The following is a 22,506-nucleotide window of genomic DNA, read 5'->3' as shown; positions in this document are numbered from 1 at the left end:
CCCTCCGGACACCGGTGATATTAGGTTAGCCTTACCTAAAAGTCATCCCGCGTGAGGGGTTTCCCCGCACGACGACCGGACGACCCGCCCCTGGCCCCGCCGTCACCCGCGCCGCGGGAAGAGGAGCCGGACGAGCCTCCACGCCCCTCGCGACCGGGAGCGCGCGGCCCCCTCGTCGAGCGGCGGGAGCTCCGGGAGTTCCTCCACGACGACCGGCACGGGCTCCGGGTCGGGCTTGGGGCTGTGGGCGCGGTATGCCTCGGCGCGCACGTAGGCGCCGAGCGCACGCGCGGTGTCGATGCGCATGACGTGTCACTCCTGCTGTGAAGACTGCCGACTGGCCGGAATCCGGGTACGCGAACGACACCCCCGGCCCCTGGACGGGGCGGGGGTGTGGTCGCGCTCAGCAGCGCAGGACGGAATGCCGGGCGTGGCCCGGATCGACGACGGGGTCGCCCGGGCGGGCCGGCGACCGCGGGCCGGAGAGCACCCCGGCGGTCCCGGCGGCGGCCGCAACGGCCAACAGGCTTCCGCCCAGCGGCCGTCCAGCCCTCCCCGGGCGCGGAACGCGCCTTTCCGGCACGCACGCGGCGCATTCGTCGTTCGCCCCGTCCTCGGCGGGCGCCGAGGCGGGTGCCCGTTCCCGGGCGGCGGCGTAGTCGGCGAACTCCGAGGTCACACCGGACAGCACCATCAGCGCGGAGGCCAGCAGCACGACGACAGCCCGCAATACGGGCTGCACCACCGCAGCACGACCCCAGAACGCCACAAATGCAGCGTAGTCGGTCAGTCACCCTGGGGCATTCCGTCGATCGGGTGAGAAACGGGCTTGAGCGAGACATCCCCGCCCTTAATGGTCCGATAAGAACATTGGCCGGTTTCCGCTCATCCGCCGGTCCCGGTCCGCCACCGGCTCAACGTCCGGGCGCCTCGACGGAGTCCAGGGGGATGTACAGGTCCTTCGGATGTGCGGGGAGGTCCCTCGCACGGAAAGGCAGGACAGATGTCAGGACGGATACCGCTGTCACAACGGACACCGCGCCGAGTACTCACGGGGGCGGCGCTGGCGACGGCCCTCGCGACGACAGCCCTCACGGCCACCACCACCGCCACCGCGGCCGACACCGGGCGGGACCGCGACCGGCACGCCGCCACCCGCTCCGTGATGGAGGCCCAGGTGACGGCCGGCCTTCCCGGGGTCCTGGGCCAGGCCCGGGACGACCACGGCACCTGGAACGCCTCCGCCGGCACGGCCGACCTCAGAACCGGCCGCGACCGCCTCCCCCAGGACCGCTTCCGCGTCGGCAGCATCACCAAGGCGTTCGTGTCCACCGTGCTGCTCCAGCTGGAGGCCGAGGGCAGACTCGACCTCGACGACCCGGTCGACCACTGGCTGCCCGGCGTCGTACGGGGCAACGGCCACGACGGCCGCGCCATCACCGTCCGGCAGCTGCTCAACCACACCAGCGGCGTCTTCAACTACACCGAGGACCCCGCGTTCGTCGAGCGGATCACCACCGGTTTCCTCGACCACCGCTTCGAGACCCGCACGCCCTCCGAGCTCGTCGCCACCGCGACCCGGCACGCGCCGTACTTCGCCCCGGGCAAGGGCTGGCACTACTCCAACACCAACTACGTCCTCGCCGGACTGATCGTCGAGAAGGTGACCGGTCACTCCTACGCCTCCGAGGTGGACCGGCGCGTCGTCCGCCGGCTCGGCCTGCGCGCCACCACCCTCCCGGGCACGTCGCCCCGCGTCCCCGGCCCGCACGGCCGGGGCTACAGCAAGCTGCTGAGCGACGCGCCCGACGCCAAGGTCTACGACGTCACCGAGCTCAACCCGTCCTGGGGCTGGGCCGCCGGCGAGATCATCTCCACCACCGGCGACCTCAACCGCTTCTACAGCGCCCTGCTCCGAGGGGAGCTGCTCCCCGAGCGCCAGCAACGGGAACTGCTGACCACCGTCCCGGCGGCCGGCGAGGCCGGGGCCGGATACGGCCTCGGTGTCTCCACCGCCACCCTGTCGTGCGACAAGAAGATCTGGTTCCACAGCGGCGGCATCCACGGCTCCACCTCCCTCGCGTCCGCCACCGCCGACGGCCGTCACACCGCCGCGTTCAACCTCAACGGCGACTGGGGCGGCGACCTCGCCGGCCTCCTCGAAGCCGAGTACTGCGGCACCAAGCCGGCCCCCAAGGCCGGTCCCAAGGCCACCACCGGCCCGGCCGGCTCCTCACTCGACCGGCTCACCGCCCTGCGCTGACCCGGCGTCACGCCCGGTCCGTGCCCGGCGCCCCGGCGGCGCCGGGCACGCCCATGGCCGTATATGGCCGTGTACCGACCCCCGGCGCCGCGCATGAGGTGTAATACGGCCGGATCGTGACCAGAATCCCTGGACCGGCTGATCGTCGACGGTGAGGAGCGGGCGTGGAGGAACGGGAACGGGCGGAGTCGGCGGGCCGGCAGGCCGCGGCGCAGCTCACCGCGCAGGGCGTCCACGGCGTCGCGCTCACCTGGGTGGACAACGCCGGCCTGGCCCGCGTCAAGGCCGTGCCCACCGGCCGGCTCGGGCACGCGGCACACCGGGGCGTCGGGGCCTCGCCGTGCTTCGACACCTACCTCGTCGACGACTCGGCGGTCACCAGCCGCCACCTCGGCGGCCCGGACGGCGACCTGCGGCTCGTCCCCGACCTGGACCGGCTCACCGTGCTCGCCGCCCAGCCCGGCTGGGCCTGGGCGCCGGTGGACCGCTACGCGCAGGACGGCACGCCCCACGTCGCCTGCCAGCGGCAGTTCGCCCGGCGGATGGCCGGCGCGGCGGCGGAGCGGGGCCTGCGGCTCAGCATGGGCTTCGAGACCGAGTGGGTCGTCATGCGGGCCAACGGCCACGAGCCGCCGCGCTACGGCTGCTCCGGCCCCGCCTACGGCATGACCCGCGTCGTCGAGCTCTCCGACTATCTGCGCGACGTCCTGGAGGCGCTCGCCGCGCAGGACGTCGAGGTGCTCCAGATCCACCCGGAGTACTCCCCCGGCCAGTTCGAGGTGTCCGTCGCCCCGTCGGACCCCGTCGGCGCGGCCGACCTGTCCGTCCTGGTCCGCGAGACGATCCGCGCCGTGTCGCGCCGGCACGAGCTCGACGTCTCCTTCGCTCCCGTCGCCGAGCCGGGCGGCGTCGGCAGCGGCGCGCACCTGCACCTGAGCCTGTGGCAGGACGACACCAACCTGTGCCGGGGCGGCGGGGGCCCGTTCGGCATGACCGGGACCTGCGAGTCCTTCCTCGCCGGCGTCCTGCGGGAGCTGCCGGCCCTGCTGGTGCTCGGCGCCCCCACGCCCGCCAGCTATCTGCGCCTCGAGCCCTCGCGCTGGGCCGGCGTCTACCAGTGCTGGGGGCTGGAGACCCGGGAGGCCGCGCTGCGCTTCATCACCGGCGCGCCCGACGACACCGGGGCCGCCAACGCCGAGGTGAAGTGCTTCGACGGGGCGGCCAACCCCTATCTGGTGACGGGCGCGGTCGTCGCCGCCGGCCTCGCGGGGCTCGACGAGGGCCTGCGGCTGCCGCCCCCGATGGCCGGCGACCCGGCGCTCACCGGCGGCCAGACCCGGCTGCCGGCGTCGCTGCCCGAGGCCCTGGAGCACTTCCGGGCCTCCTCCCTGCTGCGGGAGGCGCTCGGCGATCCGCTGTTCGAGGCGATCGCCGCCGTCCGCGCCGGTGAGGCCGAGCTGTTCGAGGGGATGGCGCCGAAGGACGTAGCGGCCGCGACCCGGCTGCGGTACTGACGTGACCCAAGGGCGCGGGGCGGGGCCGCACATCCCGCCGCTGGTCGACCACCACTGCCACGGCGTGGCCCGGGGCGAGCTCAGCGACGAGGCCTTCGCGGCCTTCCTCACCGAGTCGGACGCGCCCGCCGCGCCCGGTACGAGCTTCTTCGACACCCAGCTCGGCTTCGCCGTGCGCCGCTGGTGTCCGCCCCTGCTCGGCCTCGACGCGCACTGCCCGCCCGACGCGTACCTCCGGCGGCGGCGCGCGCTCGGCCCGGCCGAGGCCACCCGCCGGCTGCTGGGTGCCGCCGGCATCGCCGCGTACCTGGTGGACACCGGCATCCCCGGCGACCTCACCTCCCCCGCCGAGCTGGCGGCGGCCGGGGACGCCTCCTGCCACGAGATCGTCCGCCTGGAGCGGTTGGCGGAGGGGGCGGCCGACACGGCCGGCGGCGTCCGCGACTTCCTCGACGCCCTCGGCTCGGCCGTTCAGGAGAGCGCCCGCACGGCCGCCGGCTTCAAGTCGGTCGTCGGCTACCGCCACGGCCTGGACTTCGCGCCCGGCCCACCGGCCGACGCCGAGGTACGCGCCGCCGCCGGCGCGTGGCTGGCCCGGCGGGCCCCGGGCGAGCGGCTGGCCGACCCCGTGCTGCTGCGCCACCTGCTGTGGTCGGCCGCCGCGACCGGGCTCCCGCTCCAGCTGCACACGGGCTTCGGCGACCCGGACCTGCGGCTGCACCGCTGCGACCCGCTGCTGCTCACCGACTTCCTCAAGGCGGTGCGCCCCACCGGCTGCTCCGTGGTGCTCCTCCACGGTTACCCGTACCACCGCAACGCCGGTTATCTGGCCGCCGTCCTCCCGCACGTCTACGCCGACGTGGGCCTGTCGCTCACCCATACCGGGGCGCGGGCGGAGGCGGTGCTGGCCGAGACGGCGGAGCTCACCCCGTTCGGCAAGCTGCTGTTCTCCACGGACGCGTACGGGCTGCCGGAGCTGTACGTGGTGGGCGCCGAGCTGTTCCGGCGGGCCCTGACGCGGCTGCTGGCGGGCTGGGTGGCCGAGGGCGCCTGGTCGGCGGCGGACGCGGAGCGGGTGGCGGCCATGGTCGCGGCGGACAACGCCCGGCGCGTGTACGGGACACCGGCCCCGGCGTCCGGGTGAATCCGGCCACGGAACGGGCGCGTCCACCCCGTCGGCGCACCCGGCCGGCGGGGCCCCCTTCGCTAGGGTGGGCGGTCCGGCCGCCGACGCGGGGAGGACGCATGACCACCGGTCAGGTGTGGAGCATCGAGCGGATCCGGGACGCGCTGGGCAGCGCGGACCTCTCCCGCCGCTTCGCCCGGGAGATCGGCCGGGCCCCGGCGCACGAGGTGCCGGTCGTCTTCGCCAAGTGGCAGGCCATCGCCGAGCGCACCCTCACCGCGGTCGAACGCGGCCGGCAGGCGGCGGCCGCCCAGGCGGCGGGCCGCGAGGTGCCGGGCGACTGGATCGACTTCCCCCGGACGGCGCAGGAGGACCCGGGCCCGCCGCGCGGCCTCGGCACCGCCTGGAACTGACAGCCGACCGGTGTACGCGCTCAAGTTCGACATGACGACGGCCGCCGTCTGGGAGCAGCTCCCGCCCCCGGTGAGCGCGCACCTCGGCGACCGCCTGATCGCCGCCTGCACGGATCCGCTGGCGGCGACCGTGCCCTACGGCGAGGACGACGGCGTCATGCGGATGCTCGTGCTCGACGACGTGTTCGTCGTCATCTATCTGGGGCACCGGACGCGGACGTTGCACGTCTACCAGATCGACTACCTGGGCTGAGCCGTCCGGGCGAGGTCCGCGACGACGGCGACCGCCCGGTCGAGCTCGTCCTCGGTGTTGTAGTAGTGCGGCGAGAGCCGGACCACGGGGTGGATGGCGCCGGCCTCCTTGCCGGTCATCACGGTCTCCGGGTGGGTGGTGGTGACGTTGACGCCGTGCCGGGCGAGCTCCGCCTTGACGTGGTCCGGGGCGACTCCGGCGACGGTGGCGGTCACGATGGCGCACCGGCGCCGACCCCGGTCGTGGGTGGTGACGCCCGGCACCGCGTCGAGCCGCTCCCGCAGGGCGGCGCCCAGCTCGGCGGACCGCTCGCCGATGGCGTCCAGGCCGAGGTCCAGGGCCTGCCGTACGGCGCTGCCCAGGCCGAGGATGTTGGCGTAGCTCATCTCCCACGTCCCGAAGCGGCGGGCGCCCGGGCGCCAGGAGAAGCCCCGCTTGCCGTCCCAGACGGAGGCGGCGGTCTCGTTGACGGCCGGTTCGAGCAGGTCGAGCATCCCGGAGCGGACCCAGAGGAAGCCGGTGCCGCGCGGGCCGCGCAGGAACTTGCGGCCGGTGGCGCAGAGCATGTCGCAGCCGATCTCCTCGACGTCCACGGGGAACTGGCCCACGGACTGGGTGGCGTCCAGCAGGAACGGCACCCCGGCCCGGCGGGTGAGCCGGCCGATCTCGGCGACCGGGTTGACCAGGCCGCCGCCGGTGGGGACGTGGCTGACGCCGACCAGCTTGACGCGCTCGTCCAGCAGGCCGGCGAGCGCGGCGGTGTCCAGCTGCCCGGAGGCGTCGTCGGGGACCACCACGATCTCGGCGCCGGTGCGCTGGGCGGCCTGGAAGTAGGCCAGCACATTGCTGGCGTACTCCGAGTGCCCGGTCAGGACGCGGTCGCCGGGCCGGAGGGGAACCGCGTAGAAGGCCGCCCCCCAGGCGTGGGTGGCGTTGTCGAACAGCTCCACCTCCTCGGGCCGGCCGCCGACGATCTCCGCGACGGCGGCGTACGTCGCCTCGATGTCCGCGAGCCGCTCGGTGGCGGCCTCGTAGCCGCCGACGAGGGCCTCCCGTTCGAGGTGGGAGGTCACCGTGGTGAGGGTGCGGCGGGAGAGGAGGCCTGCGCCCGCGTTGTTGAGGTGGGCGCGGTGGGCGCAGCCGGGGGTGTCCTCGCGGAGGGCGGCGATGTCCAGGACCATGGAGGGCCTTTCTCACGGTGGCACGGCCCGGGGGTGGTACCAGTACCACCCCCGGAACGGGCACGGGTGGGATCGATCGCGGGCGGGCGGCGCGGAAGTATCGACGCCGTAGTCACACTGCCCAGGAGGATCGATGTTCAAGTTCGCGAAGTCGTCGCGTCCGGCGGCCACCGTGGCCGGTGCCGTGGTGGCGGCCGTCGCCGTCACGGCCCTGCCGGCGGCCCCCGCCCAGGCCCGGACGGCCGGCGCGGACGTGCCCGCGCGCTACACCGGGCAGACGCTGGAGTGGCACGCCTGCGAGACCGGTTCCCCGCTGGAGTGCGCGACGATGACCGTGCCCCGCGACTGGCACCACCCCGGTGCCGGGGCCGACATCTCGGTGGAGGTGTCCCGGCACCGGGCGACCGGCTCCGGCGGGCGGCGCGGGGTGTTGATGATGGCCGCGGGCGGGCCGGGCGGCTCGGGGCTGATGCGGCCCGCCGGCGTCGTGGCCCAGTCGCCCGCGGTCGGCGCCGCCTACGACGTGGTCAGCTTCGACCAGCGCGGAGTGGGACGCAGCACCCGGGCCGAGTGCCAGACCGGCGCGGAGTTCACCGAGTTCCTCGCCGGCGACTACCGCGACGGCTCCCCCGCCGCGCGGCAGCGGGTGCTGGAGAACTCGCGGAAGTTCGTCGAGGGCTGCGAGAAGCGCACCGGGGACCTGCTGCCGTACCTGAACACCGAGCAGACGGTGCGGGACATGGACCTGTTCCGCTCGCTGCTGGGAGCGCGGAAGATCTCGTACTACGGGGCCTCGTACGCCACGATGATCGGCGCCTACTACGCGACGCTCTTCCCGCAGCGCGTCGAACGGGCCGTGCTGGACAGCAACATCGCGTTCGACGGCACGTGGGAGGAGTTCATGAAGGGCCAGCCCAGGAGCTTCCAGCGCCGTTTCGACGAGGACTTCCTGCCGTGGCTGGCGAAGTACGACGACGTCTACCACCTCGGGCGGACCGTCGCGGAGGTCAGGGCGGGCTGGGAGCGGCGGCGGGCCGCCCTGGGCGAGCACCCGGTCACGGCGGGCTCGGTCGTCATCGGCCCCAACCAGCTGGACAACGGCGCGATACAGGCGATGTACAACGCCGGTCAGGGCTTCCCCGCGCTGGCCGCGGGCCTGGTGGCGCTCGGCCGCTGGGACACCGCGGGGGCGGCGGAGAAGGAGCTCGTGGGCAAGCTGTTCGGCCACTACCTGAGCCCGGAGTTCCTCGCCGAGTACTTCACGGTGACCTGCAACGACACCCCGTGGACGCGGGACATCGGCCAGTGGGAGCGGCGGAGCGCGAAGGACACCCGCGAGCGGCCGCTGCTGGGCGCCCGCGAGCTGGCGTTCGCCTCGGTGTGCGCGTACTGGCCCAAGCCCACGGCGCCCGAGGTGAAGGTGACCGGCAAGGGCCTGCCCACCACGCTGATGCTCAACTCGGTGCACGACCCGGCCACCCACTACGAGGGGGCGCTGCGGGCGCACCGCGCGCTGCGCGGGTCGCGGCTGGTCACCGTGACCGGTGGCGGTGACCACGGCACGTGGCTCTCCGGGAACTCCTGCGTGGACGGCACCGTGGAGGCCTACCTGCTGCGGGACGAGGCCCCCCGACGCGACACGGAGTGCGCGGCCGGGCCGCTGCCGGTGCCGGCGGGGGCGGCGAAGTAGCCGGGTGCCGTATCCGGTCCGGGTGCCCTCTCGTTGTCCCGACAGGGCGGCGGGAGGGCCCAGGACATGCGCATCCAGATCATCACAGCGGGGACGACGGGGTCCGTGGCCCCGTACACGGGCCTCGGGCACCGGCTGCGGTCGGAGGGCCACGACGTCGAGGTCGTCACCCACGCGAAGTTCGCGCCCCTGGTGGCGTGCTGCGGGCTGGGCATGCGGCCGCTGCCGGCGGACCCGTTCGAGGAGCTGCTGGCCGTGCACCGCGGGGCGAACGGCGCGGCCCGGTCGCCGCGCGTGCTGGCCGGCTTCGCCCGCGCCGTCGAGCGGGCCGCGCTGGCGCTGGTCGACGGGGTCCTGGCGGGGCTGGACCCCAAGGCCGACATGGTCCTGCTGTCGTCGATCGCCGCGCCGATCGGGCGGGTGGTGGCGCGCTACCACGGCGTGCCGAGCATGGGCGTCTTCCTCCAGCCCGACACGCCCACGACGGCGTTCCCGCCCTGCACGACGGCCCTGCGCCCGCCGGGGTACGGCAACCGGCTGCGCGGGCTCGGCGCGAACGGCGTGCTGGACGCCCTGTACGCCGCCGCGAACCGCAGCCTCCACCTCCGGCTGGGGCTCTCGCACCGCGGCACCCATCTGCTGCGCCGGGAGCGGGAGCGCGAGCGGTGGCCGATCTGGCACGGCTACAGCCCCTCGGTGGTGCCCCGCCCCGCGGACTGGCGCCCGGGCCTGCGGGTCGCGGGCTACTGGTGGCCGCACGAGTGCGCCGACTGGCAGCCGCCCACGGCGGTCACGGACTTCCTCACGGCCGGCCCGCCCCCGGTCTTCGTGGGCTTCGGCAGCATGATGCCCGGCGATTCCGAACGGCTCGCCGACCTCACCGCCCGCGCGCTGCGCCAGGCGGGGCTGCGCGGCATCGTCCAGTCCGGCTGGGCCGGGCTGTCGGTGGCCGGCGACGACGTGCTGACCGTGGGTCCGCTCCCGCACGGCTGGCTGATGCCGCGCACGGCCGCCGTCGTCCACCACGCCGGGGCCGGGACCACGGCGGCGGGCCTGCGCGCGGGCGTGCCGGCGGTGCCGGTGCCCGTCATGACCGACCAGCCGTGGTGGGCCGGCCGGCTGGTCCGGCTGGGGGTGGCGCCCGGGGTGCTGCCCTTCACCGACCTGACGGCGGGCCGCCTGGCCGGAGCCCTCCGCCGCGCCACCGGCGACCAGCGCTTCGCCGGCCGGGCCGTCCAGCTGGCGGGCCGGCTGGGCCGCGAGGACGGCGCGGGGGCCGTGGCCCGCGCGGTCGAGGAGGCGGGGCGGTGAGGGGGCGTATGACGGGGCCTACGGCCGGAACCGGGACGAGTGGGCGGCGCACGGCGCGGCCAGGCGCCGGAGCCGGGACGCTGGCGCGGCGCACGGTCGCGCCCGGTGCCGGCGTCGGGGCGGGGAGGCCCGCATGACGCCCCGGCCCGCCGGGTCCGGTGCTCTCCTGCCCGGCGTCCCCGACGCCGGGCCTGCCACCGGTACGGCCATGCCGCCGCTGGACGCCTGGCTGTACCGGCATCAGAGCAGCGGCACGATCTGTATGACCGACGGGGTCATGGCCTGGTTCGAGGGGGCCGTGCCCTCCTTGGAGGCGCTGCGCGAGCGGGTCGCCGAGCGCTGGGGCGCGTACGAGCGGCTGCGGTTGACGCCGGACGTGCCCGCCACCGGCCGGCGGGCCTGGCCCGGGTGGGTCGCGGGGCCCGCGTTCGCCGCCGAGCGGCACGTCGTCGCGGGTCCGGACGCGGTCTCGGCCGAGGCGGTGGTCGCCCAGCTGCTCGCCCAGCCCCTGGGGGTGGGCCGGCCGCCCTGGCAGCTGCATCTGCTGCCGGCCGCCGGCGGCTTCGCGCTGCTGCTGCGCGCGCATCACGCGCTGCTCGACGGCGTCTCGCTCATCACGCTGCTGCGGGCCCTCCTCGACTCCCCTGCCGTGAGCCTGCCGGGGCCGCGCGGCCGGCCCCGGCCCACCGCGCCGCCCGCCGCCCCGCCCCGGGCCGCGGCGCTGGCCCGGGCACTGGCGGACGCGGTGCCCCGGGGCCGGCCGCTGCCGTTCCACGGCCGGGTCGACCCGCGGCGGGCGGTGGCCTTCCGCCGGCTGCCGATGGCGGACGTCGACGCGGCCCGCGACGCCCTGCCCTCGGGGCGGGCCTCGGTCAACGCCGTGTTCCTGGCCGCGACCGCCGGGGCCCTGCGCGACTCGGGGGCGCTGGGCCGGCTGCCGCTGCCGGGGGTGTGCGCGATGGTGCCCGTGGACGTCCGCGCGGAGGACGAGGCGGCGCTGCTCGGCAACCGCTACGCCACGGTGCGGGTGCCGCTCCCCGTCCGCGGGGGTCCCCGGCAGCGGCTGGCGGCGGTGGACGGCTTCACCCGGCGCGCGGCGCTCAAGGAACGGGCGCGGGCCCAGGCGCGGCTGGTGGACGCGCGGCCGCGGCGGCACGGCCCGCTGGGCGACGCGCTGGGCCGGTACGCGGACTCGCCCTTCTACTCCTCGCTGCTGTGCAGCAGCGCGGCGACGTACGCGGGCCCGCTGGCCCTGGGCCGGGCGCGGCTCGCCGGGCTGGCGGGGCTGCCTCCGCTGAGCCCCGGTCACCCGGTGGCGGCGACGATGTTCCTCCATGACGCGTCCGCGGTGGTGACGGTGGTGACGGACCACGGTCACCGGGCGCTGGCGGACCGGCTGGCCTCCCTGATCCGGGCGGAGGTGCTCGCGCTGCGGCCGTGAGGCGGCAGTAACGTCCCGCCACCGGCTCTCGTTTCCTCTGGTGAAGCTCCCCCACGAAACGGAGACCGGCCGTGCCGACGCGTACCGCACTCTTGGAAGAGGTCATTCCGCTCACCCTCGGCGGGTACTCCTACAGCGGGCGGATCGTCCACCGGCCGGACGCGAGAATGGCGCCCGTCGTCCTGGTCGGCGGGGCGTTCCAGCACCAGAACGCCTGGGGCCGGCTGGAGCGGGGCTTCCTGGAGTCGGCCACCGTCATCACCGTCGACCTGCCGGGCTGGGGCGCCGCGGACCGGCTGCCCGCGCACTACGGCCTCGACTTCCTCGCGGAGGCGCTGGACCAGCTGCTGGCCAAGGTGGCGCCGGACCCGGTCAACATCCTCGGCGGCTCGTACGGCAGCGCCGTGGCCTACCAGTGGGTGCGCGACCATCCCGGGCGCGCCGAGCGGCTCGGGCTCGTCGGGACCATGTCCCATCTGGCCGACCACGTCCGGTCCCGGGTGGAGCGCACGCTGGTGATGGCGGAGAAGGGGCGGCGCGCGGAGTTCGTCGAGTGCGTCATCGAGACCATGGTGTGCGGCTCCCCACTGGTCACCGTCTCCCGGCGGTCGGCGATCACCCGCTGCCTGCGGCGCGCCCTGTACGACATGACGGCCGAGGACATGGCGAAGTACCGGGAGAACTCGCAGCGGCTCCTGGTGTGTTCGCGGCTGCCCGGCGGCCCGGCCGTACGCGTCCCGGCCCTGGTCACGACCGGTGAGCACGACCCGCTGAGCACCCCCGCGCTGAGCCGGGAGGCCGCCTCCCGGCTCGCCGACGCCCGGTTCACCACCTTCAAGGACGCCGACCACCTCGTCCACCTGGAGCGCCCGGCGGAGCTGGTGGACCTGATGACGCGCTTCTTCTCGGGCGGGCCGCTGGCGGGGCTGGACTACTGCCACCCGGTCGAGCGCGTCCGGCACCGTGCGCCGATGGGCACGCTCCCCTCGCCCCGCCCCTCCAACGAGTCCTGAGCGGACGGGCCACGAACGGACGGCCCGGCCCCGCGCCCCGTACGAGGCCGGACCGGGCCGCCGCGCCCCGGGTCAGTCCTCGTGGGCGCCCATGGGAAGCCGGCGCAGCGTCATCGCGGTGCGCTCGCCGTAGGCGTAGTCGAGCATCCTGGCGGCGTCCGGGTAGCGTCCGGCGCGGTCGTCGAGGACGACGCCGACCGCGGTGCGCCCGGCGCGCCGGGCGGCGAAGACGAGGCAGGGGCCGGCCGCCCGGGTGGAGCCGGTCTTGATGCCGACGACGCCGTTGTACGACCCCAGCAGCTTGTTGGTGTTGTACCAGGTGTAGAGCCGGTTGACGTTGGCGGCCTTCTGCTGGGTGCTGAGCGACTTCATCACCGTCTGCAGGGTGCTGCCGCCCAGCGCGTGCCGGGCGAGTTTCGCCAGGTCGCGCGGGGTGGAGTGGTTGTCCCCGGCGGCGGAGATGCCGTCGAAGGAGTCGTAGTGGGTGTTGCTCAGGCCCAGTTCGCGGGCCTTGGCGTTCATCTTCCCGATGAACGACGCGGTGCGCTCCCGTTCCGTCTCCCCGTCGCCGAAGGTGTCGGCGAGGGCGTAGGCGGCGTCGCAGCCGGACGGCAGCATCATGCCGTAGAGCAGCTGGCGTACGGTGAGCCGGTCGCCGGTGCGCAGGTCGGCGGTGCTGGCCTGGTTGCGCTGGACCCAGTCGCGGTAGGACTGCTTGATCTCGACCTGCCGGTTCAGCTCGCCCGCGTGGTCGTCGACCACGACGACCGCGGTCATGATCTTGGTGGTGCTGGCCATCTGGCGCGGGGTGTCGGGCGCCTTGCCCCACGTCCTCCCGCCGGGTCCGCCGTCGATGTAGGCCCCCTTGGCGGTGATTCCCGTCGGGCCCCCCGCGGCCTGGGCGGGGGCGGTCGGGAGGGCGGCCGCGAACACCGCGGCCGACGCGGTCAGCGCCGCTCCCCAGCGGCGGACCACACGTCCCTCACATGGCTCCATGGAGTCTCCAGAATTCCTCGCTCGTCGGTTGAGGCGAGCGCATGCTTGCACCCGGCGCCACGGGGAAAGAAATCCGTCCACGATGGAGTGAATACGATCGGATAATTCTTCGGAAGGCGAAGAGAATTGTCCGAGCGAAAGGGGGAGCACCCGTACCTGTGTGGCACGGGTGCTCCCCTTCGAGTCGGTGTACCGACCGGGCGTCAGCTCGCGCAGACGCCGCGCGCGTAGTCGACCGTGGCGCTCTCCTGGGAGTACGTCCACTCGGGGTCGAGCAGCTTGGCCTCCAGCTGCTTGGCGGCCTCCGGGCTCTCGACGATGTAGCCGAAGTCCTGGAGCCACGACGGGTAGAGGTTCTTCGAGCCGATGTAGAAGGCGGAGCTGTCGACGGACACCAGCTTGTGGTGCAGCGCGTACGGCTTGCCGTCGGCCCAGGTCTTGCCCGGCGAGCTGCGGAACGTGGCCAGCTGGAGGTTGGAGCACATCGCGGCCTTGGCCTTCTGCTGGTCACCGGTGACCAGGGCGAGGCGGTTGCGCAGGGTGTCACTGATCTCGGACAGCGACTTGATCTGCGAGTAGCCGCCGCTGCCGACCGCGCCGCGGTTGGCCGGGTCGCTGACGACGATGCGGACCTTCACACCGGCCGCCAGCTTCGCGGCGAGCTGGTCGTAGAGGCGGACGTCGTAGCGGGCGATGGGCGGGCAGGTGGCGTTGAGGTCCTGCTGCGAGATCACGACGCTGCGCTCGGCGCTGGCGACCAGCGCGCGCAGGGCGCTCTCCTCGGGGTTGACCGTGTCGTAGTCGCGGTCGGCGTTGGTCTTGTCCGGCAGCCCGACGACGCACTTGGTGTCGTTGGCGGACGGCGGCTTCGGGTCGAACGCCGAGGCGGCGTCCTTGTCCTTGATGCCGACGCCCAGGCCGCCGACGGCGATCACGGGGACGTTCCCGGTGGGGCCGGACGGCACGGGGTTGGCGTCCTTGTGCATCGTCGGCATGCAGTCGCCGCCGGACGAGGCGAACCAGACGCTGGCGACGTTGCTCTTGTTCTGGCAGGTCCAGCTCCACAGCTGGTCCAGGTAGCGACCGGCGGAGTGGGCGGCGGGGCCGGTCAGGGCGAGGTCGACGTCGGTCACCGGGTGGGTGGTGTCGACGTAGTCGTCCTTCCAGTTGTTGATGCCGCCGGTGATGGCCGACTCGCCGTCGACGACCAGCAGCTTGGAGTGGTTCCAGGAGAAGCTGGTCTTGGAGGTCGTCATCGACGCCACGTTCAGCGTGACGTTCTCCGCCGCCTTGCCCAGGCGTGCCGTGAGGTCGTCGCGGTACTTCGAGGGCAGCACGTTCATGTGGTAGACGGGCGCGGCGCCGACGAGCACGCGGACGCGGAGCTTGGTGCCGGAGGCGGCCGCCTTCTTGAGGCCGTCGGCTATCGCGTCCTGGAAGGCGCCGTTCGGGAAGGGCGCCAGGGTGGAGATGTCGACCGTGCGCCGGGCCTTGGAGATGTTCTCCGTCATCTTCGCCAGCAGCCGCTTGGTGCCCGGGCGGTCCGCGCAGGAGGCGTCGCCCCAGCAGCCGGGGGTCTGGAGCAGCCAGTCGGACGGGTCGGCCTGGGAGGCGTCGAGCTTGTTGCCACTGGTGCGCTGCCACACGTCGCCCTCGAGGCCGGGCGAGACCTGACGCAGCGTCTTCTCCACCGCGTCGAGGTGCGGGGTGTCCGAAGGGCTCGCGAGGGCGGGGGTCGCGGGGAGGGCGGCGAGGACGACGGCCGAGATCGTCGCGCAGCGTGCCAGGCGGCGGGGACGGCGGTGCCGGAGCAATGGGCTTCCTTCAGTGAAGTAACGATTCCGCGAACAACTGACAGTGTTCGGGGGAACACAAGATCAACTCTGAGAAGTTACCAGCTGACGAGGCGTGTACATCTCACGTATGACACGGCCTTCGGCCACCAGCCCTCAGAGGTACACGGGACCGCCTCGCGGGCGGATTCCCACCGGGGGGCGTTGGCCATAGCTTCGTGATCTCCGGCGGAACGGGCGCCCGGACAGCGCCCGGAGTCCGCCGTGTCGTCACGAAGAGAGGTACACATGTACGGCAAGGCATTCGCTCCCGAGTACCGCGGCGCGCTCGGCGCGCTCTCGGTGAACGCCTCGCTGGAGGAGGTCCTCGAGACCGCCGAGGAGCAGCGCCGGAAGGCCGAACTGGCCGGTTCCACGCTGGATTCGGCGCACGCCGGTCTCGCCGTGGCCGAGGCCAGCCGGCGGCTGGGCCTCGTCGAGGAGGCCGAGCGGGCCTGGCGGGCGAGCTACCGCGCGGCCCGTGGCGCCGGCGACCTGGGGGCCATGGCCTGGGCCGTGTGGAGCGGCGGCACCCTGGCCCGGCAGCGCGGCCACCTGGCCCTCGCGATGCGCTGGCTGACCATCGCCGCCGACCTCGCCGAGCGCGGCGGCGACATCGTCGCCCGCGGCTACTCGCTCGCGGGATTGGCCGAGACCGGACGCATCCGGGGCGACTACCAGGCGGTGGGCGAGCTCCACGAGAAGCTGCTGGCCGAGGCCCGGCGGCGGGGCGAGGCCCGGCACACGGTGTGGGCGCTGGAGGGCATCGCCCAGATGCACCGCAACACCGGCGCGTACGACACCGCTCTGGAGATGTTCGAGGAGGCCGCCGGGATAGCGGAGAAGGCCGACGACGCGCGCGGCCACGCGTGGGCCCTGCGGGGGATGGCCGACGTGCTGTCCCTGCGCGGCGAGACCGGGCACGCCCTGGAGCTGCTGACCCGCGCCGAGGCGACCTGCCGGCGGATGCGGCTGGTGAGCGCGCTGGCGTACAACCACAAGATGCGCGGCAACGTCCTCTTCCGCGCGGGCCGCTACGAGGAGGCGCGGGACACCTACGCCGGGGCGCTGGAGGAGTTCCGGGACATGGCGGAGCCGCGCGGCACCGCCCTGGCCACCCTGGGCCTGGTCAAGTCCCGGGCGCGGCTGGGCCGGGAGGTCGCGGAGACCGCCGCCGACCTCGACGCGCTGGACGACACGCTGCGCGGCCTGGGCCTGATGCACGCCCGGGAGATGGTGGCCAAGGCCCGCGCGGAGCTCGGGGTCTCCGCGTGACGGCGGCAACCGGCCTCACGGTGCCGCAGGCCGGGCCGCCGCCCGTCCTCGGTCGCAGCCGGGAGCTGGTCGAGCCCGCCCTGCGGACGGCGGTGGACAGCCTCCACCCGTGGCCGCGCCGCATGGCCTCCTACGCGCTCGGCCGGTGCCACGCCGACGGCACCCCGGCGGCCGGGGGCGGGGGCAAGGGGATACGCCAGGCCCTCGCCGTGCTGGGCGGCGAGGCCGTGGGGGCGCCCGCGGAGGTGGTCGTCGCCGGGGCCGTCGCCGTGGAGCTGGTGCACACCTTCTCGCTGGTGCACGACGACGTCATGGACGGCGACGAGCGGCGCCGGCACCGGGACACCGTCTGGAAGGCGTTCGGCACCGGGCCCGCGGTCCTGGCGGGGGACGCGCTGTTCGCGCTCGCCGTGGAGACGGTGGCCGGCGCCGAGGGCGAGCACTGTGCGGCGGGCGTGCGCTGTCTGTCCGGCGTGCTGCGGGAACTGCTCCGCGGCCAGGCCGACGACCTGCTCTTCGAGTCCCGGCCGTGGACGGGCGCCGGCGCGGTGCGGCTGCCGGAGTACGAGGCCATGGCGGCCGGCAAGACCGGGTCGCTGCTCTCCTGCGCACTGGCGCTGGGCCCGGTGCTCGCGGGCGCCTCCCCGGCGGCGGTCGGGGCGCTGACGGAGGCGGGCCGGCACCTGGGCGCCGCCTTCCAGGCGGTGGACGACCTGCTGGGGATCTGGGGCGACCCTGCGGTCACGGGCAAGCCCGTCCACGCCGACCTGCGCCGCCGCAAGAAGACGCTGCCGGTCCTCGCGGCCCTGCGGACGGGGACCCCGGCGGCCCGCGCGCTGGAGGCGCTGCTCTCCTCCGGTGCCCCGCTGGACGCCTCGGCGGCGTCGCGCGCGGCCGCGCTCGTCGAGGCGGCGGGCGGTCGGGAGGCCGCCGAGGCCGCGGCCCGCCGCCACGCGGCGGACGCCCATGCCTGCCTGGCGGCCGCCCCGCTCGCGCCGGACGCGGTCCGCGAGCTGGCGGGCCTCACGGATTTCCTGCTGGCGAGGGAGCTCTGACGGAAGGTCAGCGCACGGCGGCGTACCGGCCCAGCGTGATCTCGGCGTAGTGCCGCAGCGACGCGGTGCCCGGGGCGAAGTAGGCGGTGTGCCCGTGGGAGCCGGTGGACGGCACCGGGCGGGCGCCGAAGTCCGGCGCGGCCGGGTCCGCGCCGTGGCCGAGGCCGAGGACGCTGACGTGGGGGACGCGGGATATCCAGTCGTCGCCGTTGCGGCGGGTCGCCCAGACCCGGGCGCCGGTGCGCAGGTCGGCGGCGGAGCCGGCGCGCATGCCGGGGCTGCCGAGGACGACGAGGTCGCCGGCCTCGGTCGCGTCGATGCCGGACGCGGCCAGGCCGCAGACGACCGAGCCGTAGCTGTGGCAGAACACGGCGGGCGGCGCGGCGGCCGTGCCCCGCGCGGCGAGCCCGGCCAGCAGCCGCTCCAGGCGCGGGGCGGCCGCCTCCGCGAGGCGGCCGCTCGCGGCGTCCAGGCCGACGCCGACCGGGGTGGTGTAGCCGGCCCAGGCGATCACGGCGGTGGGCGTGCCCGGCGCCTGCCGGGCCAGTTCGGCGCGCAGCGAGCGGGCCATCCCGGTCGGGGTGCCGTACGGGTCGCGGGCGCGGTCGAAGGAGGCCAGGTCGATGTCGGAGCCGGGCACGACGACCGCGGTGTGCCGGGCGGCCGTCCAGTCACCGTGGACCTCGGCGACCTGGCCGCGCCCGCGCGGGTCGAAGGCGAGGATCTGCCGGCCGGGGGCGAGCAGCCGTGCGTAGCGGCCGGCGCGCTCCTCGGCCTCCTTCCGCTCGTGGCCGGGTCGGGAGCGGTCGGCGGCCCGGGCCCGCTCCCGGTCGCGTTCGGCGGCGAGGGCGCGGCGGTTGGCCTCGTAGCGCAGCTCGACGGGGGCGCCGTCGAGGTTGCCGACGACGAGCGGGTGACGGGCCGCCAGGTCGTGCCGCGTCGCCTCCGGGAGGCCGGCGAAGAAGCGGGCGATCTCGTCCGGGTCGGCGGTGGGGTCGGGGAGCGTGCGGTGCGCCGAGTGGTCCGCGCGCCAGGCGGCGGTGCCCACCGGGGGGCCGGTCACCGCGGTCTGCTCGTCGCCGGCCGCCCAGCCGGCGGTGCCGGCCATGACGGCGGTGACGGCGGCCGCGGCGGCCAGGGCGCGCGTGAAGCGGCGCATGAATGATCTCCCTCGTCCGTGGTGACGAGGGGAAACGTAGGAACGGGGTGGGTCGCGCGGCGTCACCCCCGGGAGCCAACCGGAGGGTGATACCGGGGTATGACCCGGGGCACTCGACGGTCCCGCCTACGGTAGACGGATGATCACTGACTTCCACTCCCTCACGCCGGACATCGTGCTGCGCCCGGTGGCCCTCGACGACGCGGCGGCCCTCGCCCGGGCCTACGACCGCGACCGGGAGCACCTGCGGCCCTGGGAGCCCCGGCGGCCCGCGTCCTTCTACACGGCGGAGGGCCAGGCGGCCCGGCTGGAGGACGTCCTGGGGCTGCGCGCGGCGGGGCGGCTGATGCCCTGGGTGCTGGCGGAGGACGGGGGCCGGGGCGAGATCGCGGGGGTGGTGAACCTGGCGAACATCGTGCGGGGCGCCTGGCACAGCACCAACCTCGGCTACTGGGTCGCGTCGCGGCACACGGGCCGGGGCCTGGCGACCGCGGCGGTGACGGCGGCGTGCCGGGACGCCGGCGAGCGGCTGGGCCTCCACCGGATCGAGGCCGGGACGGTCCTCGCGAACACCGCGTCCCAGCGGGTCCTGGAGAAGTGCGGCTTCGAGCGGATCGGCGTCGCGCGGGACTATCTCCACATCGACGGGGCCTGGCGGGACCATGTGCTCTTCCACCGGATCCTCCACGACCACGACCCCGCCGGGGCGTAGTCGCGGGGCGTGGCGGGCATCACATCATGGAGCCGTCCGGGGACGTTCCGTTACGGAGGGGCGGCCTCCATCCCACGTTGCCCAATCGCCAAAGAATCTATGCCTCGCCGTGGCATGGCTGTTACACAACAGCAGGGAAACAGGGGCTTGCAGATCATAGGATCGAACTCATGATCAGCGGGCGATTGGTTCCCAATCGCCCCTTTCCGCTTACGGCCGCGCTCACTTGGCGCAGGACAAGAAGGAGACCCCTGTGCCAGGGCGAATACCGCGTCGTCGCGTCCTCCAGGTCGCGGGCGGAGGCCTGGTCGTCGGAACGGGCGCGGTGGGCGCCTGGCAGTGGCTGGCACCCGGCTCCGACAAGGGGCACAAGAAGGGCGAATTCCCCGCACGCCCGGCGAAGGCCGCGACCACCGAGTCGTTCGTCCACATCATGGCCCACGCGGACGACTCGCTGTACTTCATGAACCCCGAGCTGGAGCAGTCCATACGCAGCGGCGCCCCGACCGTCACGGTCTGCATGACCGGCGGCGAGTCCGACGGGCGCAACGCCCTCGCCCGCAGCCCCGGCTACGCCAAACTGCCCGAGAAGCGCCCGGAGTTCGTCCGCGCCCGGATGAACGGCCTGCGCGAGGCGACCGCTCAGATGGCGACCGGCGACTGGCTCAGCCCGTGGACCGTGGAGACGATGACGCTCCTGCCCGGCTTCGAGGTCGAGCTCCAGACCCTCAAGGCCGCCCCGCAGGTCCAGCTGATCTTCATGGAGCTGCTGGAGGCCCGCTTCATCAAGGCGCCCCGCCAGGACAGCCTGCGCGGCCTGTGGCTCGGCGCCACCCCGAAGCTCTCCACGCTCGTGCCGGCCTCGGGCCCGGTCAAGCGCCCCTACCAGTACACCCGCCAGCAGGTGATCGACTCGCTCACCGCGGTCCTGGAGCGCTACCGGCCGACGGTCGTGCGCACCCTGGACCCGAACCCGACGCACCTGCCCAAGGAGCCCCACTACCCCAACACCCCGCCCGTCCTCCAGGGCATAGCCAAGTACGACCACCAGGACCACACCACCTCCGCCTACTTCGCGCAGGCCGCGCTGGCCCAGTACTGGGGACGCAAGCACGCCCGGCCCACCGCCGTCGACAGCTACGTCGGCTACGAGGTCGCCACCCTCCCCAACAGCCTGGACTCGGCCACCACCCGCCACAAGGTCAAGATCCTCGACATCTACGGCTGGGCCGACGGCAAGGACTGCGGCGACCCCGCCGGCTGCGGCGACCGGAAGGTCGGCAACCGGTCGAAGGACACCCGCTGGTCCAACAACCTCCGCCACCGCGCGACCGGCACCCAGCGCTGGGTGCAGCCGCTGCCCGACGGCCGCCTCGCGGCCTTCGCCCTCCTCGACGGCCAGGTGCAGTACTGGACCGAGACCCGGGCCGGCTCCGGCGTCTGGTCCAAGCCCACCGCCGTGGCCGGCGGCATGCTGGAGGGCCAGGTGCAGGTGCTGCGCCACACCGACGGCACCCTCCAGCTGTTCTCCGTACGGACCGTGCTGCCCGCCCCGGGCCAGGACCACCGGCGCGAGATCGTCACCTCCCGGCAGACCGGCAAGGCGGCCGGCGGCGCCCCGGCCTTCGGCCCGTGGGAGTCGCTGCGCTCGCCCGAGGAGGACCCGCAGCGGTCGATCGAGGTCGGCTACCCCGTCGCGGTCACCGACAAGGACGGTACGGTCCACGTCTTCGTCAAGAACTGGGCGGGCGGCGTCAGCTTCCGCACCGGCGCCGGCGGCAAGGACTGGTCGGACTGGGACCAGCTGCCCACCTCCGAGCCGCCGGTGAAGATCGAGGACGGCCTGGACGCCGTGCTCGACGCCAAGAACCGCCTCCACGTCGTGGCCGCCGACGTCAAGACGGTCCACCACTGGATGTCCGACGGCTCCGGCGGATCCCTGGCCATGGCCGAGCCGACGCGCCTCCCGGCGGCCACCGGCCCGCTGTCGCTGGTCCCGCTGTCCGGCGGCGGCCTGCGCCTGGCCGCACGCCAGCCCGCCACCTCCCGCGTCCTGATCGCGGACCGGCGGGACGACGGCGGCTGGCGGGTCACCACCGAGTGCGAGCGGATCAGCGGCTACGGGCGGGTGGCGCTGGCCCAGGCCGGCAACGACACCCTCCTCGCCGCGCGCGACGGCAAGGGCCTGGTGCGGCTGTCGGCCGGTTCCGGGCGGCCGGGCCCCTGGCTGGACGGCGGAGTGCCGTTCCGCGGCACCCCCGCCCTCGTCCAGGACTCGCGCGGCCGCAATGTGGCCGTCGTGCTCGGCATGGACGGCCGGCTCAGCAGCGTCCGGGGCAAGGGCTCGGGCCGCTCGGCCTTCGGCGACTGGGCCGCGCACGACGGCACGGTCCAGAGCGACGTGCAGGAGTCGTAGCCCCCTGAGCGGACGGGAGCCGTCCTTCCCCCCGGCGCGTGCCGGGCGGGAAGGACGGCTCCTCGCGTTCTACGGGCTCAGCCCCGCCGCAGCCGGCCGGCGATCTCGTCGATCACCGCCTTCTGGTGGTCGGCGAGGAAGAAGTGACCGCCGGGGTAGACCTTGAGCTCGAACGGGCCCTCGGTGTGAGACTCCCAGGCGGCGGCCTCGTCGAGCGTGACCTTCGGGTCGGCGTCGCCGGTCAGGGCCACGACCGGGCAGCGCAGCGGCTCGCCCGGCTCGTAGACGTAGGTCTCGGCGGCCCGGTAGTCGGAGCGTATCGCCGGCAGGACCATGCGCAGCACCTCCTCGTCCTTCAGCAGCCCCGAGTCGGTGCCGCTGAGGCGGTCGACCTCGGCGACGAGGCCGCGGTCGTCGAGCAGGTGCACCCTCTCGTCCCGGTGGGTGGAGGGCGCCCGGCGGCCGGAGGCGAACAGCGCGGCCGCGACGATGCCCTTCTCCCGCTCGAAGCGCCGGGCCACCTCGAAGGCGAGGGTGGCGCCCATGCTGTGGCCCAGGAACGCCAGCGGGCGGTCGGCCCAGGGCAGCAGCGCGGCGAAGACCTGGTCGGCGAGGTCGGGGATGGTGTCGACGAGCGGTTCCGCGCGGCGGTCCTGGCGTCCGGGGTACTGGACGGACAGCACGTCGGCGAAGGCCGGCATGGTCCGGGACACCGGGAAGAAGTAGCTCGCGGCGCCGCCGGCGTGCGGCAGGCACACCAGCCGCACCTCGGCGTCCGGACGCGGATGGAACCTGCGGATCCACAGGCCGTTGTCGTCGCCGGAGAGGTTGTCGTTCACAGTGGGGTCGTTCCTTC

The 22,506-nt window shown here is 74.6% G+C and carries 20 protein-coding genes; 13 read left to right on the top strand and 7 right to left on the bottom strand.

Features of this window, described 5'->3' with window-relative positions:
- Positions 1 to 102 precede the first annotated feature (102 nt).
- Both AC07BS_RS15440 and AC07BS_RS15435 read right to left on the bottom strand, forming a co-directional pair.
- A complete protein-coding gene (locus AC07BS_RS15440; RefSeq protein WP_478647732.1) occupies positions 103 to 306 on the bottom strand; it encodes a hypothetical protein in 204 nt (67 codons plus the stop codon).
- 97 nt (positions 307 to 403) lie between these two features.
- Positions 404 to 769: a hypothetical protein gene (locus AC07BS_RS15435; RefSeq protein ID WP_478647731.1), complete on the bottom strand. Its 366-nt coding sequence runs from the start codon at positions 767 to 769 to the stop codon at positions 404 to 406.
- 234 nt (positions 770 to 1,003) lie between these two features.
- Between AC07BS_RS15435 and AC07BS_RS15430 the strand changes: the two genes are divergently transcribed.
- The 5 genes from AC07BS_RS15430 to AC07BS_RS15410 all read left to right on the top strand — a co-directional run bounded on the left by AC07BS_RS15430 (position 1,004) and on the right by AC07BS_RS15410 (position 5,569).
- A complete protein-coding gene (locus AC07BS_RS15430; protein ID WP_478932521.1) occupies positions 1,004 to 2,263 on the top strand; it encodes a serine hydrolase domain-containing protein in 1,260 nt (419 codons plus the stop codon).
- A gap of 164 nt (positions 2,264 to 2,427) precedes the next feature.
- On the top strand, positions 2,428 to 3,777 hold the full coding sequence (locus AC07BS_RS15425) for a type I glutamate--ammonia ligase (protein WP_478647729.1): 1,350 nt from the start codon (positions 2,428 to 2,430) through the stop codon (positions 3,775 to 3,777).
- 1 nt (position 3,778) lies between these two features.
- Positions 3,779 to 4,921 carry an amidohydrolase family protein gene (locus tag AC07BS_RS15420; protein ID WP_478932518.1) on the top strand — a complete coding sequence of 381 codons (1,143 nt, stop codon included), beginning with the start codon at positions 3,779 to 3,781 and terminating at the stop codon, positions 4,919 to 4,921.
- 101 nt (positions 4,922 to 5,022) lie between these two features.
- Entirely contained in the window at positions 5,023 to 5,316 is a 294-nt protein-coding gene (locus AC07BS_RS15415) for a hypothetical protein (RefSeq protein ID WP_478647726.1), read from the top strand.
- 10 nt (positions 5,317 to 5,326) lie between these two features.
- The gene (locus AC07BS_RS15410) at positions 5,327 to 5,569 is read left to right on the top strand and encodes a hypothetical protein (protein WP_478647725.1); all 243 of its coding nucleotides are present in this window, start codon (positions 5,327 to 5,329) and stop codon (positions 5,567 to 5,569) included.
- On the opposite strand, the gene AC07BS_RS15405 is transcribed toward AC07BS_RS15410, so the two are convergent.
- Positions 5,557 to 6,750 (bottom strand): aminotransferase class V-fold PLP-dependent enzyme, encoded by a 1,194-nt coding sequence (locus AC07BS_RS15405; RefSeq protein ID WP_478932516.1) that lies wholly within the window; start codon positions 6,748 to 6,750, stop codon positions 5,557 to 5,559. The genes AC07BS_RS15410 and AC07BS_RS15405 overlap by 13 nt on opposite strands.
- Before the next feature lie 133 nt (positions 6,751 to 6,883).
- On the opposite strand from AC07BS_RS15405, the gene AC07BS_RS15400 reads away from it, so the two are divergent.
- The 4 genes from AC07BS_RS15400 to AC07BS_RS15385 all read left to right on the top strand — a co-directional run bounded on the left by AC07BS_RS15400 (position 6,884) and on the right by AC07BS_RS15385 (position 12,205).
- Complete coding sequence (locus AC07BS_RS15400; protein ID WP_478932514.1) at positions 6,884 to 8,440, top strand: alpha/beta hydrolase; 1,557 nt, start codon at positions 6,884 to 6,886, stop codon at positions 8,438 to 8,440.
- Between the two features lie 66 nt (positions 8,441 to 8,506).
- The gene (locus tag AC07BS_RS15395) at positions 8,507 to 9,751 is read left to right on the top strand and encodes a glycosyltransferase (protein WP_478647721.1); all 1,245 of its coding nucleotides are present in this window, start codon (positions 8,507 to 8,509) and stop codon (positions 9,749 to 9,751) included.
- Between the two features lie 133 nt (positions 9,752 to 9,884).
- Entirely contained in the window at positions 9,885 to 11,192 is a 1,308-nt protein-coding gene (locus AC07BS_RS15390) for a wax ester/triacylglycerol synthase domain-containing protein (protein ID WP_478647719.1), read from the top strand.
- Positions 11,193 to 11,263: 71 nt separating this feature from the next.
- Positions 11,264 to 12,205 carry an alpha/beta fold hydrolase gene (locus tag AC07BS_RS15385; RefSeq protein ID WP_478647718.1) on the top strand — a complete coding sequence of 314 codons (942 nt, stop codon included), beginning with the start codon at positions 11,264 to 11,266 and terminating at the stop codon, positions 12,203 to 12,205.
- Positions 12,206 to 12,277: 72 nt separating this feature from the next.
- Here AC07BS_RS15385 and AC07BS_RS15380 read toward each other — a convergent pair whose 3' ends face one another.
- Positions 12,278 to 13,201 carry a D-alanyl-D-alanine carboxypeptidase family protein gene (locus AC07BS_RS15380; RefSeq protein WP_478932511.1) on the bottom strand — a complete coding sequence of 308 codons (924 nt, stop codon included), beginning with the start codon at positions 13,199 to 13,201 and terminating at the stop codon, positions 12,278 to 12,280.
- Positions 13,202 to 13,404: 203 nt separating this feature from the next.
- Positions 13,405 to 15,015: a phospholipase D-like domain-containing protein gene (locus AC07BS_RS15375; RefSeq protein WP_478647716.1), complete on the bottom strand. Its 1,611-nt coding sequence runs from the start codon at positions 15,013 to 15,015 to the stop codon at positions 13,405 to 13,407.
- A gap of 267 nt (positions 15,016 to 15,282) precedes the next feature.
- On the opposite strand from AC07BS_RS15375, the gene AC07BS_RS15370 reads away from it, so the two are divergent.
- Together AC07BS_RS15370 and AC07BS_RS15365 are read left to right on the top strand one after the other, a co-directional pair.
- The gene (locus AC07BS_RS15370) at positions 15,283 to 16,308 is read left to right on the top strand and encodes a tetratricopeptide repeat protein (protein ID WP_478932509.1); all 1,026 of its coding nucleotides are present in this window, start codon (positions 15,283 to 15,285) and stop codon (positions 16,306 to 16,308) included.
- The gene (locus AC07BS_RS15365) at positions 16,305 to 17,363 is read left to right on the top strand and encodes a polyprenyl synthetase family protein (protein WP_478932508.1); all 1,059 of its coding nucleotides are present in this window, start codon (positions 16,305 to 16,307) and stop codon (positions 17,361 to 17,363) included. Before AC07BS_RS15370 ends, AC07BS_RS15365 begins: the two co-directional genes overlap by 4 nt.
- A 7-nt stretch (positions 17,364 to 17,370) precedes the next feature.
- On the opposite strand, the gene AC07BS_RS15360 is transcribed toward AC07BS_RS15365, so the two are convergent.
- Positions 17,371 to 18,522 (bottom strand): alpha/beta hydrolase, encoded by a 1,152-nt coding sequence (locus AC07BS_RS15360; protein WP_478647711.1) that lies wholly within the window; start codon positions 18,520 to 18,522, stop codon positions 17,371 to 17,373.
- 139 nt (positions 18,523 to 18,661) lie between these two features.
- Between AC07BS_RS15360 and AC07BS_RS15355 the strand changes: the two genes are divergently transcribed.
- Complete coding sequence (locus AC07BS_RS15355; protein ID WP_478647710.1) at positions 18,662 to 19,234, top strand: GNAT family N-acetyltransferase; 573 nt, start codon at positions 18,662 to 18,664, stop codon at positions 19,232 to 19,234.
- A gap of 253 nt (positions 19,235 to 19,487) precedes the next feature.
- A complete protein-coding gene (locus AC07BS_RS15350) occupies positions 19,488 to 21,650 on the top strand; it encodes a PIG-L family deacetylase (RefSeq protein WP_478647709.1) in 2,163 nt (720 codons plus the stop codon).
- Between the two features lie 77 nt (positions 21,651 to 21,727).
- Here AC07BS_RS15350 and AC07BS_RS15345 read toward each other — a convergent pair whose 3' ends face one another.
- Positions 21,728 to 22,489 carry a thioesterase II family protein gene (locus AC07BS_RS15345; RefSeq protein ID WP_478647708.1) on the bottom strand — a complete coding sequence of 254 codons (762 nt, stop codon included), beginning with the start codon at positions 22,487 to 22,489 and terminating at the stop codon, positions 21,728 to 21,730.
- Positions 22,490 to 22,506: the final 17 nt, after the last annotated feature.

Source organism: Streptomyces sp. NPDC044063 (assembly GCF_056434285.1).
Note: the sequence above shows the minus strand (reverse complement) of the source record. Positions and strands in the feature narration are given on the sequence as shown.

Excerpts from the sequence above, each read along its gene's own strand:
- AC07BS_RS15440 (WP_478647732.1), bottom strand. The coding sequence starts at position 306 with ATGCGCATCGACACCGCGCGTGCGCTCGGCGCCTACGTGCGCGCCGAG.
- AC07BS_RS15400 (WP_478932514.1), top strand. The coding sequence starts at position 6,884 with ATGTTCAAGTTCGCGAAGTCGTCGCGTCCGGCGGCCACCGTGGCCGGT.
- AC07BS_RS15390 (WP_478647719.1), top strand. The coding sequence starts at position 9,885 with ATGACGCCCCGGCCCGCCGGGTCCGGTGCTCTCCTGCCCGGCGTCCCC.
- AC07BS_RS15360 (WP_478647711.1), bottom strand. The coding sequence starts at position 18,522 with ATGCGCCGCTTCACGCGCGCCCTGGCCGCCGCGGCCGCCGTCACCGCC.
- AC07BS_RS15405 (WP_478932516.1), bottom strand. The coding sequence starts at position 6,750 with ATGGTCCTGGACATCGCCGCCCTCCGCGAGGACACCCCCGGCTGCGCC.
- AC07BS_RS15370 (WP_478932509.1), top strand. The coding sequence starts at position 15,283 with ATGTACGGCAAGGCATTCGCTCCCGAGTACCGCGGCGCGCTCGGCGCG.
- AC07BS_RS15395 (WP_478647721.1), top strand. The coding sequence starts at position 8,507 with ATGCGCATCCAGATCATCACAGCGGGGACGACGGGGTCCGTGGCCCCG.
- AC07BS_RS15355 (WP_478647710.1), top strand. The coding sequence starts at position 18,662 with ATGATCACTGACTTCCACTCCCTCACGCCGGACATCGTGCTGCGCCCG.
- AC07BS_RS15430 (WP_478932521.1), top strand. The coding sequence starts at position 1,004 with ATGTCAGGACGGATACCGCTGTCACAACGGACACCGCGCCGAGTACTC.
- AC07BS_RS15380 (WP_478932511.1), bottom strand. The coding sequence starts at position 13,201 with ATGGAGCCATGTGAGGGACGTGTGGTCCGCCGCTGGGGAGCGGCGCTG.
- AC07BS_RS15415 (WP_478647726.1), top strand. The coding sequence starts at position 5,023 with ATGACCACCGGTCAGGTGTGGAGCATCGAGCGGATCCGGGACGCGCTG.